This window comes from Methylomonas sp. MS20, from assembly GCF_050275925.1.
Lineage (GTDB): Bacteria > Pseudomonadota > Gammaproteobacteria > Methylococcales > Methylomonadaceae > Methylomonas > Methylomonas koyamae_A.
On record NZ_CP189962.1, the window covers coordinates 1,365,276 to 1,380,791 of the forward strand.

General features: G+C 55.5%; 16 protein-coding genes and 1 pseudogene. 14 read left to right on the forward strand and 3 right to left on the reverse strand.

The window, feature by feature from the left end; genetic code table 11:
* Positions 1 to 10: 10 nt before the first annotated feature.
* Positions 11 to 361 (reverse strand): IS66 family insertion sequence element accessory protein TnpB, encoded by a 351-nt coding sequence (tnpB, locus tag ACQE3D_RS05975; RefSeq protein ID WP_064031840.1) that lies wholly within the window; start codon positions 359 to 361, stop codon positions 11 to 13.
* Entirely contained in the window at positions 337 to 744 is a 408-nt protein-coding gene (locus tag ACQE3D_RS05980) for a transposase (protein ID WP_231883784.1), read from the reverse strand. The genes tnpB and ACQE3D_RS05980 overlap by 25 nt, the downstream gene beginning before the upstream one ends.
* A gap of 189 nt (positions 745 to 933) precedes the next feature.
* Between ACQE3D_RS05980 and ACQE3D_RS05985 the strand changes: the two genes are divergently transcribed.
* The 14 genes and pseudogenes from ACQE3D_RS05985 to ACQE3D_RS06050 all read left to right on the forward strand — a co-directional run bounded on the left by ACQE3D_RS05985 (position 934) and on the right by ACQE3D_RS06050 (position 14,513).
* On the forward strand, positions 934 to 1,632 hold the full coding sequence (locus ACQE3D_RS05985; RefSeq protein ID WP_313728729.1) for a restriction endonuclease subunit S: 699 nt from the start codon (positions 934 to 936) through the stop codon (positions 1,630 to 1,632).
* A gap of 172 nt (positions 1,633 to 1,804) precedes the next feature.
* A pseudogene (locus tag ACQE3D_RS05990) lies at positions 1,805 to 2,037 on the forward strand (DUF4160 domain-containing protein).
* Between the two features lie 10 nt (positions 2,038 to 2,047).
* Positions 2,048 to 2,335, forward strand: a complete 288-nt coding sequence (locus ACQE3D_RS05995; protein WP_313728728.1) for a DUF2442 domain-containing protein — start codon at positions 2,048 to 2,050, stop codon at positions 2,333 to 2,335.
* Entirely contained in the window at positions 2,332 to 2,556 is a 225-nt protein-coding gene (locus tag ACQE3D_RS06000; RefSeq protein WP_313728727.1) for a hypothetical protein, read from the forward strand. Before ACQE3D_RS05995 ends, ACQE3D_RS06000 begins: the two co-directional genes overlap by 4 nt.
* Positions 2,557 to 2,786: 230 nt before the next feature.
* Positions 2,787 to 3,023 (forward strand): AbrB/MazE/SpoVT family DNA-binding domain-containing protein, encoded by a 237-nt coding sequence (locus ACQE3D_RS06005; RefSeq protein WP_313728726.1) that lies wholly within the window; start codon positions 2,787 to 2,789, stop codon positions 3,021 to 3,023.
* Complete coding sequence (locus tag ACQE3D_RS06010; protein ID WP_313728725.1) at positions 3,011 to 3,325, forward strand: type II toxin-antitoxin system PemK/MazF family toxin; 315 nt, start codon at positions 3,011 to 3,013, stop codon at positions 3,323 to 3,325. Before ACQE3D_RS06005 ends, ACQE3D_RS06010 begins: the two co-directional genes overlap by 13 nt.
* 28 nt (positions 3,326 to 3,353) lie before the next feature.
* On the forward strand, positions 3,354 to 6,671 hold the full coding sequence (locus ACQE3D_RS06015; protein ID WP_313728724.1) for a type I restriction endonuclease subunit R: 3,318 nt from the start codon (positions 3,354 to 3,356) through the stop codon (positions 6,669 to 6,671).
* Positions 6,672 to 6,972: 301 nt separating this feature from the next.
* Positions 6,973 to 7,293 (forward strand): hypothetical protein, encoded by a 321-nt coding sequence (locus ACQE3D_RS06020; RefSeq protein WP_313728723.1) that lies wholly within the window; start codon positions 6,973 to 6,975, stop codon positions 7,291 to 7,293.
* 216 nt (positions 7,294 to 7,509) lie between these two features.
* The gene (locus ACQE3D_RS06025; RefSeq protein ID WP_071157449.1) at positions 7,510 to 7,782 is read left to right on the forward strand and encodes a hypothetical protein; all 273 of its coding nucleotides are present in this window, start codon (positions 7,510 to 7,512) and stop codon (positions 7,780 to 7,782) included.
* A 177-nt stretch (positions 7,783 to 7,959) separates the two neighbouring features.
* Positions 7,960 to 9,330, forward strand: coding sequence for an ATP-binding protein (locus tag ACQE3D_RS06030; RefSeq protein ID WP_064027755.1), 1,371 nt, complete (start codon positions 7,960 to 7,962; stop codon positions 9,328 to 9,330).
* On the forward strand, positions 9,311 to 9,859 hold the full coding sequence (locus ACQE3D_RS06035) for a response regulator transcription factor (RefSeq protein WP_064027753.1): 549 nt from the start codon (positions 9,311 to 9,313) through the stop codon (positions 9,857 to 9,859). The genes ACQE3D_RS06030 and ACQE3D_RS06035 overlap by 20 nt, the downstream gene beginning before the upstream one ends.
* A 391-nt stretch (positions 9,860 to 10,250) precedes the next feature.
* On the forward strand, positions 10,251 to 11,375 hold the full coding sequence (locus tag ACQE3D_RS06040; protein WP_313728722.1) for a fatty acid desaturase family protein: 1,125 nt from the start codon (positions 10,251 to 10,253) through the stop codon (positions 11,373 to 11,375).
* Between the two features lie 336 nt (positions 11,376 to 11,711).
* Entirely contained in the window at positions 11,712 to 12,728 is a 1,017-nt protein-coding gene (locus ACQE3D_RS06045) for a hypothetical protein (RefSeq protein ID WP_313728721.1), read from the forward strand.
* Between the two features lie 1,008 nt (positions 12,729 to 13,736).
* Positions 13,737 to 14,513, forward strand: coding sequence for a class I SAM-dependent methyltransferase (locus ACQE3D_RS06050; protein WP_313728720.1), 777 nt, complete (start codon positions 13,737 to 13,739; stop codon positions 14,511 to 14,513).
* 200 nt (positions 14,514 to 14,713) lie between these two features.
* Here the strand turns inward: ACQE3D_RS06050 and ACQE3D_RS06055 are convergent, their stop codons facing one another.
* Positions 14,714 to 15,514, reverse strand: coding sequence for a hypothetical protein (locus tag ACQE3D_RS06055; RefSeq protein ID WP_313728719.1), 801 nt, complete (start codon positions 15,512 to 15,514; stop codon positions 14,714 to 14,716).
* Positions 15,515 to 15,516: the final 2 nt, after the last annotated feature.

Genomic DNA, 15,516 nt, shown 5'->3' on the forward strand with positions numbered 1-15,516 from the left:
CATCCGCGTTTCAGCCTACTTGGGTATAGGTTCGTGCCGGATGCGGCCGCATCGCGGCCAAGTCAATACCGGCTAACAACCAGTGGAGTTGCTCGACCGTCAACGTCACAACTGCTGCCTCTTTCGGCCAGTGAAAACGGTCGGCTTCCAGCCGCTTGAGCATCAACCAAAAACCGGTGCGGTCCCACAACAGCAGTTTGATCCGATCCCGCCGGCGATTGCTGAACACGTAGATGGCCGGCTCGAACGGATTCAAGCCTAATGCCTGCTCAACCAGCAGCGCTAAACCATTGATGGCCTTGCGGCCGTCGACCGGCTCGCGGTGCAGGTAGACCTTCAATCCTGCGTCGAAACGAAACATGGCAGCTCGGCCAACGCCTTCAAAATCACCGGCAGGTCGCTCAGTGCGACAGGCTGTAACGCGAGTTTAACGCCGTTGGGCAACTCCGCACTGAGCGCTGACTCAGCCGGTTTCTCTGCGCTCAGCGACTGAACGGGCACAAAAGCCGGCAACGTTAATGGACTGTTCGGATTCGGATGTCCTGTTTCTCGGTAATGCCCCATCCACTTGCGCAGCAGATTGGCATTGATACCGTATTGCAGAGCGATCTTGGCAACCGATGTGCCCGAATGCAAGCAAACTTTCACTAGCTCCCGCTTGGCTTCCGGATCATAAAGGCAACGGCCGTCTCGCCCGTGCCCCACGATTAATGGCCGCGATAATCGCGTGTTATGCTCCTTCATAGGTGTCCACCTGATTATAAGTGGACACTATCTTCGTTCCTTTCGAGCTGTTTATACAGATGCTGTTAAAGGACCGCTTACGAACAAAAAACCATCGCCACCTTCCTCGACCGCGAAACTGCAAAGATTGACGCGCTGATTGCCGAACAGCAACGGCTGATAGCACTGCTGAAGGAAAAGCGGCAGGCGGTGATTTCCCACGCTGTCACCAAAGGCCTCAACCCCAACGCGCCGATGAAGGATTCCGGCATTGAATGGTTGGGCGAGGTGCCGGAACATTGGGATAGAGTGCAGCTTGGAAGAGTATGTCTGAAGGTTTCCGATGGACCACATTTTTCACCGAACTACGTCGATGATGGGGTAATGTTCCTCTCGGCAAGAAACATAAACGTCAACTCTTGGTCGCTTGAAGATGCGAAGTTTATTTCTGAAGCTGACTATGCTGAGTTTTCAAAACGAGTAATCCCTGAAGTTGGGGATATTCTATACACGAAGGGTGGAACAACAGGTATAGCAAGAGTTGTTGACCTAACGGATCGTTTTCAAGTCTGGGTTCATGTGGCAGTTTTGAAGATCGCACGCGACATTGCGCATCCTTACTACATTGCATATGCATTGAACAGCAATGGAGGATACGAACAATCGCAACTGCATACACGCGGCGCAACAAATCAAGACCTTGGTCTTACACGCATGATTAAAATCTGGCTTGCTCTCCCCCCTCTTTCTGAACAAGTGGACATTATTACCTTTCTCGACAACGAAACGGCAAAACTCGACACTCTTACCACGGAAGCCAAAACCGTAATCAACTTGCTGCAAGAACGCCGCACCGCCCTAATTTCCGCCGCCGTGACCGGCAAGATTGATGTACGCGGTTTTTCGTAGGTCGGGTTAGGCGCAGCCGTAACCCGACATTGTTCGATGTGGCTGTCGGGTTACGCTATCGCTAACCCGACCTACTTTCCGCCGTCACCGGCAAGATTGATGTAAGATCAGTTTCAATACCCCCGGAGAATTGACCCTGCCCGTGATTTCCATGTTCTACGGCGTTATCGTCATGCTGTATTTCTTTGATGACGAACAACACAAACGGCCGCATATTCATGTCCGTTACCAGGGCAGGACGCATCGTTTGCCATCGACGATGGCGCCTGTCTGGCAGGCACCTTTCCGCCGGCCAAATTGCGCCTGGTCCAGGCCTGGATCGAAATCCACCGCGATGAATTACTGGCAGATTGGGAGCTAGCGGTAAACGGCGAAGCCCCGTTTCGTATCGATCCCTTGAAATGAGGAGGTGCAGATGATTCCCGAAATTACCGCCGTGCAGGTTCTGCCCACGTATCGCTTGCTGTTGTCCTATATCAACGGCGAGCGCCGTGTGTTTGATGTGACGCCTTATCTGGATCGCGGCGTATTTGTTCGCTTAAAAGATTTCAATTTATTTGCACAGGCGTATCTGGCATTCGGCACAGTCAGCTGGCCCGGCGAGTTGGATATAGCTCCGGAAACACTTTATATACGTTCCCAACCGCAATCCATGGCTGTTTCACCATCCCCTGACTCAATTGATTCGTGGGTGCAACAATGAGCACCAAAGCCACTATTCAATATTTCGACGATGAATCTGGCGGCGGTTACCATCTGTATGCCGATTGTCTGGACACGCTAAGCATGAAAGACGAAGAATGCCCCATTTATCTGGAGTTGAACGGCGTTGAATTTAACGCCACCTCTCCCGGCACAGTTACAGTGCGCATACCTCATGCCTGGGCTGTCAAACTGGGCCTGATTTCCGACACCTCAACATAAACCGCACATGATGAGCTTGCACAGGGAAGTTTTTCGTAGGTCGGGTTAGGCGCAGCTCTAACCCGACAGTTTGACGCGGCTTGTCGGGTTACGCTTTCGCTTTTATGCCCTTTAGGGTAAACCCGACCTACTTTCCGCCACCGTCACCGGCAAAATCGATGTGCGCGGGCTTGTTTTTTCAGATCGTTAGTAATAACATTGTTATAACTTTTTTATTAAGGGCTGTAGCCATGCGCACACAGTTAAGAAAAGTGGGTAATTCGCGCGGGGTAATTATCCCGGCCGCTTTATTGGAAGCCTGCGGTCTGGGCGAAGAAGTGGATTTACGCTTGGAAGGCAAAACGTTGGTGATCGAAGCCTTAAAAACGCCGCGTAGCGGCTGGTTTGACGGTTATCAGCCGGAAGGGGATAGCGATGTGCTGGCCGCGTTGCCGGTCGACGAGGCAGACGGGGAATGGGAGTGGTAAAGCGCGGCGACGTGTACTGGGTCAATCTTGATCCGACGGTCGGCACGGAAATCCGGAAAACCCGACCGGCGCTGGTGGTGTCGCCGGACGATCTGAATACGGCGTTGCCACGGGTGATCATTGCGCCGCTCACCAGTAAAGGGCAAGCGTTGGGCTGTCGGCCGGAAGTGGTTTTTGATAATCGTCCCGCACGCATCTTGCTGGATCAAATCCGTTGCGTGGATAAACGACGCTTGCTCGGCAAAATGGGCGAGATCGAGCCGGCGGCGTGGCATGCAGTGTTGATGGAAATGTTGGCCTAAGCCTGGTACGATCACTTAAGGATGATGGATGACCCTGCATCACGAAATTCACTTCGAAACTGAAATCTGCGAACACCTCGCCGCCCATGGCTGGCTATATGCGCAAGGCGACGCGGCAAGCTATGACCGCACACGGGCGCTGTTTTCGGAGGATGTGCTGGCACGGGTCAAAGACACCCAGCCGCGGGCATGGCAAGCACTGGAAAAGAATCACGGCGCACAGGCCGGCGAGGTGTTGCTCGGCCGGCTGCGGGATTCCATCAATCAACGCGGCACGCTGGATGTCTTGCGCCACGGCATTGAACTGATCGGCTTGCGGCAACCCCTGGCGCTAGCCCAATTCAAACCCGCTTTAGCCATCAATCCGGATATTCTCGCCCGCTACGCGGCCAACCGGCTGCGGGTGGTGCGGCAACTGCGCTATTCGCCGCATAACGAAAACGCTATCGATATTGGCCTGTTTCTGAACGGCATTCCGGTGGCGACGGCGGAACTGAAAACCGACTTCACCCAATCCGTGGAGGATGCGATCGACCAATATCGCTTCGATCGCGAGCCACGGCCGAAAGGTCAAGGCAACCCGGAACCCTTGCTGTCCTTCCCCAATGGGGCTTTGGTGCATTTCGCGGTCAGCAATAGCGAAGTCTATATGACGACGCAACTGGCAGGCGCGGCCACCCGTTTTCTGCCGTTTAATCGGGGCAATCATGGCGGGGCCGGCAATCCAGCCTATTCACCCTCACCCCGGCCCTCTCCCGTCGAGGGAGAGGGAGGCAAAAACCCTCCAATTTCCAGTGCAACATCGGTTCGAGAAAAAGACATTCTTGCTCCCCTCTCCCCAAGTGGGAGAGGGGCCGGGGGAGAGGGGGAGCAATACGGCCATCGCACCGCCTATCTCTGGGAAGACATTTGGGCGCGGGACAGCTGGCTGGAGATTTTGGGGCGTTATCTGGTCGCGCAAAAAGACCGGAAAAACCAAATTAAGAACATCATCTTCCCGCGTTTCCATCAGTTGGACGGTACTCGCAAGCTGCTGGCCGCGGTGTTGCAGGAGGGGGCGGGCGGCAAATACCTGATCCAGCATTCGGCCGGCTCCGGCAAAACCAATTCCATCGCTTGGTCGGCGCATTTTCTGGCCGATTTGCACTCGGCAACTGCTCCATGCGTTGCCCTACCTTCTGCATCCATGCAGTCGAATGCCGCTCATGAAAAACTGTTCGATACCGTGCTGGTCGTCTCCGACCGCAACGTGTTGGATAGCCAGTTGCAGGAAGCGATTTTCGATTTCGAGCGCACGGCCGGCGTGGTTGCCACCATTAAAGGCGAATCCGCCAGTAAAAGCGGGGAACTGGCGGCGGCGTTGTCGGGCGGCAAGAAAATCGTGGTTTGCACCATCCAGACTTTCCCGTTTGCGCTGAAAGCGGTGCGGGAGCTTGCAGCGACGCAAGGCAAACGCTTTGCCGTGATTGCCGACGAAGCGCACTCGTCGCAAACCGGCGAGGCGGCCGCCAAGCTGAAAGCGGTGTTGTCGGCGGAAGAGTTGCAGGAATTAAGCGACGGCGGCGAAATCGGCACCGAAGACCTGCTGGCCGCGCAAATGGCCAACCGTTCGGCCGAGAGCGGCATCACCTATGTGGCCTTCACCGCCACGCCCAAGGCCAAGACCCTGGAGTTGTTCGGTCGCCGGCCGAATCCGGATTTGCCGGCCGATGCCGATAACCTGCCGGCACCGTTTCATGTCTATTCGATGCGCCAAGCCATCGAGGAAGGCTTCATCCTGGATGTGTTGAAGAACTACACGCCGTATAAGCTGGCCTTCAAACTGGCGCATGACGGCAAGGAACTGGACGACAAGGAAGTCGAGCGCGGCGAAGCCCTGAAAGGCATCATGCGCTGGGTGCGGCTGCATCCTTACAATATCAGCCAAAAGGTGCAGGTGGTGGTCGAGCATTTCCGCGAAAACGTCGCCCCATTGTTGAATGGCAAAGCCAAGGCGATGGTGGTGGTCGGCAGTCGCGTGGAAGCGGTGCGCTGGCGGTTGGCGATCGATAAATACATTAAAGAAAACGGCTACAAAATCGGCACGCTGGTGGCGTTTTCCGGCGAAGTGAACGACCCGCAATCCGGCGCGGACCCGTTCAGCGAAACCAGCCATGCCATGAACCCCGCCCTAAAAGGGCAAGACATTCGCGAAGCGTTCAACACCGACGACTATCAAATCCTGTTGGTCGCCAATAAGTTTCAGACCGGTTTCGACCAGCCCTTGCTGTGCGGCATGTATGTGGACAAACGGCTGGCCGGCATTGCCGCCGTGCAGACGCTGTCTCGCCTCAATCGTGCTTATCAAGGCAAAGACACCACCTATGTCGTGGACTTCGTCAACGCTCCGGAGGACATTCTCGCCGCCTTTAAAGCCTATTACGAAACTGCCGAACTCTCCAACGTCACCGATCCGCATCGGGTGTTCGATTTACGCATGAAGCTGGATGCGACCGGCTTTTATGACGAGTTTGAAGTTAACAGGGTGGTAGACGTAGAGTTTAATCCCCATGCCAAGCAAAGCGAATTGGCCGGCGCACTGGAGCCGGTCGTGTCGCGGCTGTTGCTGCGTTACAAAGCGGCACAGGACAAGCTGAACATTGCCAAGGCCAACGAAGACGGCAAAGCGGCGGCGGACGCGCAAAACGAACTGGATGCGCTGATCCTGTTCAAGCATGACATGACCGCTTTCCAGCGGATGTATGCCTTCCTGTCGCAAATCTTCGATTACGGTAATACCGCCATTGAAAAACGCTTTATCTTCTACCGGCGCTTGTTGCCGCTGCTGGCGTTTGGTCGGGAGCGCGAAGGCATTGATTTATCCAAGGTTATCTTGACTCACCACAATCTGAAGCGTACCGGCAAACGTGATTTAGCCCTGGAAACGGGCGAGTATAAAAAACTGGAACCGATGAACGGGGCTGGTAGCGGTTCAATTCAGGAAAAGGAAAAAGCCTATCTGGTGGAAATCATTGCCAAGGTCAATGACTTGTTCGAAGGCGATTTGACCGACGATGACCGGCTGGTTTACGTCAATAGCGTCATTAAGGGCAAATTGCTGGAATCGACCATTCTGGTGACGCAAGCGGCCAACAACACCAAGGAGCAGTTTGCCAATTCGCCGGATTTCTCCAGCGAGTTGCTGAACGCCATTATCGATGCCTTCGCGGCGCACAATACCATGAGCAAGCAGGCCTTGGATTCGGCGCGGGTGCGCGGCGGTTTACGCGAGATTCTGCTGGGGCCGGCTCAGCTTTACGAGGCTTTGCGCGAACGAGCCGGCGCCGGGGTTGCCGGGCGGGACTAGTCGGACCGAAGCGGTCGGATGGGTTTGGCGGACCGGTGCCGGTAATCGTCGGCGTCAGGCGGGTTTGGGAGCACGTCTCGCCGATATTGCGTGCATTCCGCCGCATGGCGAAGCCCGGAACCCACCCCGGTCTCCCGTTAAAATGTCGCGCTTCAGGTGATGGGTAGGGCTCGAAGGTCTTTCTCTACTGAACGCAACGCAAAAAGCAATACTCGCAAGGCTCCGAGCCTTGCGCGTGATGCTAAAAGCCTTGCGCGCAACGCAAAAAGCGATACTCGCAAGGCTCCGAGGGTTGCGCGTAATGCTAAAAGCCTTGCGCGCAACGCAAAAAGAAATACTCGCAAGGCTCCGAGAGTTGCGCGTGATGCCAGAAGCCTTGCGCGCAACGCAAAAAGTAATTCTTGCAGGGTTCCGAGTGTTGCACGTAATGCTAAAAGCCTTGCGCGCAACGCAAAAAGCGATACTCGCAAGGCTTCGAGAGTTGCGTGTGATGCTAATAGCCTTGCGCGCAACGCAAAAAGCAATTCTCGTAAGGCTCCGAGAATCTCGCGTGCCACTAAAAGCCTTGCGGCTTAGGCTGTTCGATTCGGACGAGGGAAACTTGGCCGGAGCGGCTGGGTGAATCGCGATCGGCGTTGCGAACCAATGCCGGAACGAGGGCTTGGCTAGTGCTTGGCTGCCCGGATTTGCCGCGGCGAAATCGCTTCGAATCGCTTCGGCCGCGGTCCGCAAAAGCGGCGGCGGATCGAGGACAGGAAAAGCTTTTCTTTCGGTCGATTTACTGGTAGTTTGTTGCGCCGCCATACCAGCAACTCATAGAATAATTCAAGGAAAAGCCATGCAACAACCGCGAAAAACCCCGATTTGGGTCTTTTTGGCCCTGTCCAGCATCCAAACCCGCAAGGGCGCGCTGATTTTAATCTGGAGCAGTCTGCTGTTCAGTCTTTACTGCATCCCCTGGGTGAATTATTTCGCCGATGCCTGGATCGCCAGCGTGTTTTTGATCGACGACTGGAGCTGGTTTGCAATGATGTTGCCGATGACCGCTTGGTATTGGCTGAGCATGAAATGGATGGACAGCAACGGCGGTTGGCGATTTGAAAATGCCTGATGTGATACCGGTATAGGGGGCGAGCGGTCGCCTCCGACACCGGCGCTAGCGTTTTCGGCAGCCGGCTCGCCGGCCCAAGCTTCGCTCCATTCCATCCCCGTTATCCGCGCCGTTGGTTCGTTAGATGAGCCGGAGGCGGTTAGCGGCCCGCCCGATCGTCTCTGTCCAACGTTCACCATGCTGTCACATATACTCCCGAAAGCCGAGATTTCGATACGCGAAAATCTCCGCTGGCTTTACATACTCAGAAATTTGATGCTGTTCGCGGTGACCGTGGCGGTGTTTATCGCCGTGAACGGCTTGGGCATCAGTTTGCCGCAAAACCAGCTGTGGCTGGCAATTTTCGCGATTTCCATCCTGAATCTCTATACCTGGTTGCGCTTGCGGACCGCCGAGGAAGTCACCGAGTACGAGATTTTCTCGCAAATCTGCATGGACGTGCTGGCGCTGGCCTATTTGTTGTATCTGACCGGCGGCGCGTCCAATCCGATCATCTGGGTGTTTTTGTTGCCGCTGATCATCACCGCGATCATGCTGCCGCAGGCCTATGCCTGGAACATGGTTATCATCACCTCCTGCGTATATACGGTGTTGATCGCCTATAACGTGCCTCTGCCGGCGATAGAGCCGCATCTCAATCACCAAGCGATGCAGGAAATGACGCCGGAAATGAGCTTGCAGATGCATTTGATGAACGACCGCCGCTATTTCAACCTGCACGTGTTCGGGATGTGGTTCGGTTTCGTGTTCAGCGCCGGATTGGTGGCGTTTTTCGTCGTCGAACTGTCGAAAACCTTGAAGGAACGCGAACGCAATCTGGCCGACGCACGCGAGAGTGCGCTACGCGACGAGCGAGTGGTGTCACTGGGCACGCTGGCGGCCAGCGCCGCGCACGACATGGGCACGCCGCTGGGTACCATCGCGATCTTGACGCACGAGATGCTGGAGGAAACCCCGGAGCATCGAAACCCGGATCTGTACCAAAAACTGATGATCGTCCAGCAGCAGATCGACCGCTGCAAGCAAGCCTTGTCGGTCATGTCGGCGTCCGCCGGCGAGATGCGCGCCGAGTCCGGCAAGGTCATGCTGGTCAGCGAGTACATCGACGAAGTGCTTAACCAATGGCGCGCCCACAAGCCGGCCACCAAACTGAAGTTGTTCGTATCGACCACCGTCGATATGGACGCCCGGATCATCGCCGAACGCACGGTGACGCATTCGGTCATCAATATTCTGAACAACGCCGCCGAGGCCTCTCCGGCCGACGCCGGCATCGAATTTCACGTAGAATGGGACGATCGGTCGCTGAGCTTGAAAATTCGCGACTTTGGACCAGGATTACCGCGCGAGTTATTGCAATTCGCCGGCCGGAAACCGGTAAAAAGCAACAAGCAGGGCATGGGCGTCGGCTTGTTTTTAACCTACACGACGATCAAGCGCCTGGGCGGCACCATCGTGTTCGACAATCCGGAAGCCGGCGGCGCCTGCGTCGAAATCAGCTTGCCATTACTAACTAAGGAGAGTACGGATGACAGATCTTACGGCTGACATACCCAATTTGCTACTGGTGGACGATGACGTCACTTTTTGTTCGGTGCTCAAGCCGGCACTGGAAAAACGCAATTTTCAGGTGACGGTGGCCAACGACGTCCAGACCGCGATGACGCTGGCCGAACAAACCGAACCGGAATACGCCGTCATCGATTTGCGGATCGGCCACGACTCCGGCTTGGAAATGGTCAAGAAGCTGATTTCGCTCGACGACAATACTCAGATCGTCATGTTGACCGGTTTTGCCAGTATTGCTACCGCCGTCGAGGCCATCAAGCTTGGCGCCATTCATTACTTGACCAAGCCGGCCAATGCCGACGAGATCGTCAATGCCCTGTACAAGGACAAAGGCGACGCCTCGGTGGCGATCAGCGACAATCCGCTGTCGATCAAGCGTCTGGAATGGGAGCACTTGCAAAAGGTGTTGATGCAGCACGACGGCAATATTTCCGCCGCCGCCAGAGCCTTGAACATGCACCGCCGTACCTTGCAGCGCAAGCTGGAGAAAAAGCCGGTCAAGGAATAGCCGGAAACGCCGGGGTTTCTTGGCTTTTGGCGGCGAAGACTGTAGACTAGTCAGAGTCCTTGAACGGTGAAACGTCTAAAGTGACGGTCAAACGGGTGCCGCGACGGCGGCGCTCCGAAAGTGACGGTCGCTTGGTCGGCGGTTCGAGCCCGTCCAGGGAAACAATGAATCAGGGCTTTGCAGCGATGCAAAGCCTTTTTTTTGGCTGGTGTTCGGTCGGCACGCGATCGGACATCATTGCAGTTCCGCCGGTTTTTCTGCTTTAGTGTTTTACCCGACTCTGAAAGACGCCGCCGCCGCGTTCGGCCGGTCCGCCGGCCATGGGATGGTAACCAACGAATCAGGAGCGCTAGGTTCGTCGCTTACCATTGCATTTTCAAGAGGTTGTGTTTTGAGTTTATCCAGTTACCAGTCCGTCGATCGCGAGCAGTTAGCGAAAGAGTTATCCGAGCTCCATCGACAAGCCCTGGCCGACATCGGCCCGGAAGATTACCGGCATATGAAGCGCATGGAGCGCTGGGGCCAACTGAGTTCGTTGGCCGGTTACGCCACGGCCTGGTTGGCGCCGAATCCGGTATCGGCCTTGTTGATCAGCCAGGGCAGTTTCACGCGTTGGACCCAAGTGGCTCATCCGATTCAGCATCGCGGCTACGATAAAGTGGATGCCGCCCCCAAGCACTATAAGAGCCGGCATTTCGCCCAGGGCTGGCGCCGCTTTCTGGATTGGCCGGATTGGATGACGCCGGCGGGCTGGCACCACGAACACGACGTGTTGCATCACTATCGGCTGGGCGAAACCGCCGATCCCAACAACGCCGAGCACAATATGCAATGGCTCAGGCAGTCGAGACTGCCGATGTGGCTGCGATACGCGATCGTCGCGGTATTTTCCGGCATCTGGAAGCTGAGTTATTACACGCCGCGTACCCATAAGGAATTGCGCTTGCTGGCCGCCCGCCAGCAAGATCGGCCGGCCCCGCCGATGACCCGCCTCGGCGCCTGGAGCTGGTTTACGCCGCAAGGCCGGGCGCTGTGGTCGCAAAGCATTTTGCCCTACATCGCTTACCGTTTCGTGTTGCTGCCTGCCTTGTTCCTGCCGCTGGGCAGCTTTGCCGCGACCAGCGTGTTGTTGAATTCCTTGCTGGCCGAAATCTTCACCAATATGCACACCTTTCTGGTGATGATCCCCAACCACGCCGGCGACGACGTGATGGGCTTCGACGATAAAGCCAAGGGCAAGGGCGAATTTTATTTGCGGCAGATTCTGGGCTCGGTCAATTATCCGACCGGCTCCAACTTCAACGACTTTTTCTACGGTTGGCTGAATTACCAGATCGAGCATCATTTATGGCCGGACCTGCCACTCAGCCAATACCAAAAACTCCAGCCCAAGGTCAAGGCGATCTGCGACAAGCACGGCATTCCGTATTGTCAGGACTCGGTCTTCAAGCGCTTATTGAAGGCGGTGGACATCATGGTCGGCAAAACCTCGATGCTGAAACCGGCGGCGGCGTGAGACCGACCGGTCGGTCCTGAGTCATGCGCTTGACACGAAGCCGTGCTGTAATCCTACCCGAACGCGTTTTCGGGTATTCTGTGGGTAGAAGGTTGAACCCTGACCGTTCGTTAGGGTTTCAGCGGATGGTTAGGATTCCGTCGACAATCACGTCCTTGTCAGATTTCCGGTAGTGCTCGTCATTTCGGCAGGGATTGCCGAAATCCAGACTTCACGGACGGATCGAAGCTTGCCATCCATGGCACTGGATGCCCGCATCCCGGCGGGCATGATGGCGTCGCTTAAATCTGACAACGCAGAATGAGCCGTTTGCAATTCACTAAAAGGAGATCGTCCGTGCATCACTTAAAAATCATGGTCTTGCTGGGCCTGTTGTTCACGCTCGATTCCGTCGATGCCTCGACGTCAGCGACGGCGACCGCCGGCGCCAGTTCGTCCGGCAATCAAGCCTGCGGCTTGGGCGAGGAATGCAGCGAGGCGCACGCGGTGGGCGGGCCGTATGCCTCGGCCGATGCGTTGGCGTGGTCGGGGCCCGGTAGCGCGAGAGCGGTCGCGACCGCGACTTCGATCAATTTGGGCATGCAGACCGCGACAGCATCGGCCAATACCGTCGTCGACGGCGGCGCCGTCTTGGTCAGGGGCGGAGGCGGCATCGGCGACGTCGTGACGCTACGCGGCCGCTTGGTTATCGAGTCGGACTTGGACTACGGACTTTCCGGTATCGCCGGCACCGGCGGCAGCTGTTGTTCGATCAGTTCGATCTTGGCGCTGAACGTCACGGTCGAGCGCAAGGACCCCGTGCATGGTTACGTCGGCGAGTCCGATTTCGAATTCGACATTACCGATCAATTCGAGTCGGTGGCGCCGCCGATCGACCGGCCGTTTTCCAATACTCAATCGATTGCAATACTGGAAAACGGGAGCGGCGCGCTCAGCCCGCTCGCCGAGAGTGCGTATTTAAACGGCGATCCGATCAGTTTTGCCTTCCAGATGAGCTACGCGGACGAGTTTCGGGTGCGCATGAATTTGGAGGTCAGCGTCAAGGCCGATGCCAGCACCAATCCGGGTTGCGTGATGTTCAATCCCGACGGCGGTTGCGTCGTGGATTCGACGCTCGACGACAATATTGCATGGATTTCGCTCGATGCCGGTCACTCGCTGTATTGGGCCGGCTTGGAAGCCAGCGACGCGGTGGGAAATCCGGTGCAAATTTTGTCGACCAGCGGTTTCGATCTTTCACAAAATTACTTCCCGCTGGTCAGCGTCCCGGTGCCGGCTTCGGTGTTTCTGTTCCCGAGCGGCCTAGCAGGGCTTTTAGCCCTGATCCGGCGCGATAGGCTCGCGCGGCTGTAGCTTGGAGCGAGGCACACGAACCTCAACGTTTACCGGTTTGACCGTTGCCTATGAATAACTGTTTTGTGGTCCCGTTGTTCCGCTGGGTTGGTGTCTGAACGCTGATCTTGTTCGGCTTCGTGCCTCATCAACCTATGGCTTTGTCGGCATATTGGGGGAGACGCCGGGCATTTTTTTCACAGGTTTCCCGATTAGCCTGATTTGCGCGGAGCGGAACCCCTGGGGCGGTCGCTAAATTCCGTGGGCTACATAGCGCCTCATCGGAACTAAACTCTGGGTAGGGAATTCCGCTAGTCGTTAGCTCTATAGCGTTTGCGCTATTCGGTCTCAAGCCCTCCAATGTGCCAAGATCCCAACAACTTAGGTGTGTTCGACAGTCAGCTATAGGGCGGAATTTCCGGGATCAAGCTTGACAACCCTAGCATCTATGATAATCTTCAACCCGGTTTGGGTACATATGCTGCAAAATACGAATAAATTGCTTTAAATCGTGAATAACTCTTCAATGATTAACTCTCGCTGCAATATTGTTTCAACATTGCGCCATGCTCGTTTTGTGTCGATGCGATAGCGGTAAATCGAAGAAAAACTGTGCCGAAGCTTGGTTCAGATAACACCCGGCGGAACTGGCAAAGAACTGATATTTTCCGTTCGAATAGTACAATACATAATCTTAAGGTTGAGATAATGGTATATCAAGAAGATGGAACGGTAGTGCCTTCATTAAATCATGCTTATTTGAATTTTCAGAACTCTAGTACGGTGGTTGGAGCGGGTGCTAGTGTTTATCTAAAAATAGATACTACCGGTTGGCGTTATGGTTATGTGCCTTAGAGTGGAAAACCTCCGCATGGATCAAGATGCCGTGGGATTGGTTGGCGTTAGGTAAAGACAGTAAGCCTCTTTTTGGCAATACTATATACCCGTCAATAAAGGCTCGCGACTCTAAAGAATCCCGGCTGCATCGGCATTAAAAAGTATTAACCTCAAAAGTAAGAATATCTACTTATGACACCGCACGAAATCAAAGAACAGGTTGACCGCTTAGCCCGCGACGCAAGTTGGCCGAATTGCCCGAACGGAGGATGGCAATATCCCTTTGGTTTCGGCTTTGGCATCGAAGCGCCAACGTACACGCCAACCCAGCGCGAACTTCATCCTTGGCGTCGGGCGGTTACGCTTTCGGCATTGGATCGATATTTCGAAGGCCGCTACGATCGAATTTCGGTTCTCGATCTTGGCGCCGGGGAGTGTGCGTTTGCCGCCGGGCTCTGGGAGAAAGGCGTACGCGATATTACCTGCGTCGAAGCACGCGATATTAATATCGACAAGGCTTTATTCGTGCAAAATGTATTAGGCTGCGAATTTAAGATAGTCAAGGAAGATGTCAATAAGTTCTTGGAAAATGACGAGCGTACTTACGATCTCGTGCTGTTCATGGGCTTGTTATATCACCTGCAAGATCCTTTTAACGTGACGAAGAAAATAGCCGAAAAGACCAAGGAAATTAGCGTTATAGAGACCGTCTTGGCTTGTCCGTCCGAGGTTGTTTTTTCAAATAACTCGGATTATCGCCCGAAATCCGCTGCCTATTATATACGGATAGAAAATAAAGACGGTCCGACGGCCGGTTTGTCCGATATTGAGTTATGGCCTACTCAATCGGCGCTGGACTATACCTTATATAATGCCGGTTTCAAACGGCTTGAAGATATTGTGCCCGAAGACGCGAACATCAATTTTTATTCGACCAAACAACGGACCTTATTATTAGCCCACAAATAATGCCGGATGAATTCGCCACATTCCAAAACGGTTAAATTCGCGAATGACGATGCCGTAGCCGGATTAGCTGATTTGTTAGCCGGCGTCCGGCCTAAACCCACAGAAATGGAATCCGGGATGAGGCCGAAAAAACCGCATTTCGCTCTGCCTCATCCAGGTTTCACCGCCTCATTGAACTCAAGCTGCGGCTAATCTTCCGGCTAAAACTCCCAAACCTCGACGTTCAGACTATCCGAGCCGCCGCCGGCCGGTTCGCCGGGCGGGGAGATGAACCATTCCCACTGGGCCGCCAAGCTTGCCGTGGCCGGTAACCGAGCCAGCAAGGGCCGGTAGTCGTTGCCGGATAGGCGTTGGCCGGCGGCGTCGTAGGTCGTGTCGCAGACTTCGGTGATCAGACAACACGGTACTTGCCAGGCAGTCAGCCAGTCCAAATGCGCTTCGACCAAGCGCTGGCCGAAGGCTTCCAGGTCGGCTTCGCCGATGCCGTGAGTCGCCAGCCAGGCGATCGGCATCAGCGGCAATTGCATCAGGCAATTGACCGAAGCTACCCAAGCCGGTTTGGCGGATAGCTCGGGGTGGGAGGGACGGGAAACCAGCACGTCGGGCGGAATACGGCGCCGTTCGGCCAACCATTCCACCGTGCCGGTCACATCCCAATAGCAACAACCGACGCGACCCGGCCAGCGCCGAGCCAAACGGCGAGTGGCTCGGCCGAACACAATGTCCAGCAACACCACCTGTTGAAACCGGGTCAGCAAATCCGCCAGCGGCAAGTCGCGGGCGATGCCGCCGCCGACGATCAACGCGGTTCCGCCCGCCGTTTCCAGGCGATCAGCGGAGGTCAGCAACGCGGCGCGGGTGGCCTGAATATGCGGCTGCCAGGCGTCACGGCAGCGCCGATGCCGGGTTTCCAGCGCGGCGGCTTCGCGGACGTATCCCAGGCGACGGGCGGCCGGACTGGCGGCGCGCGTTCCCAGATAGTGCCAGGCTTCCTCCAGCATGG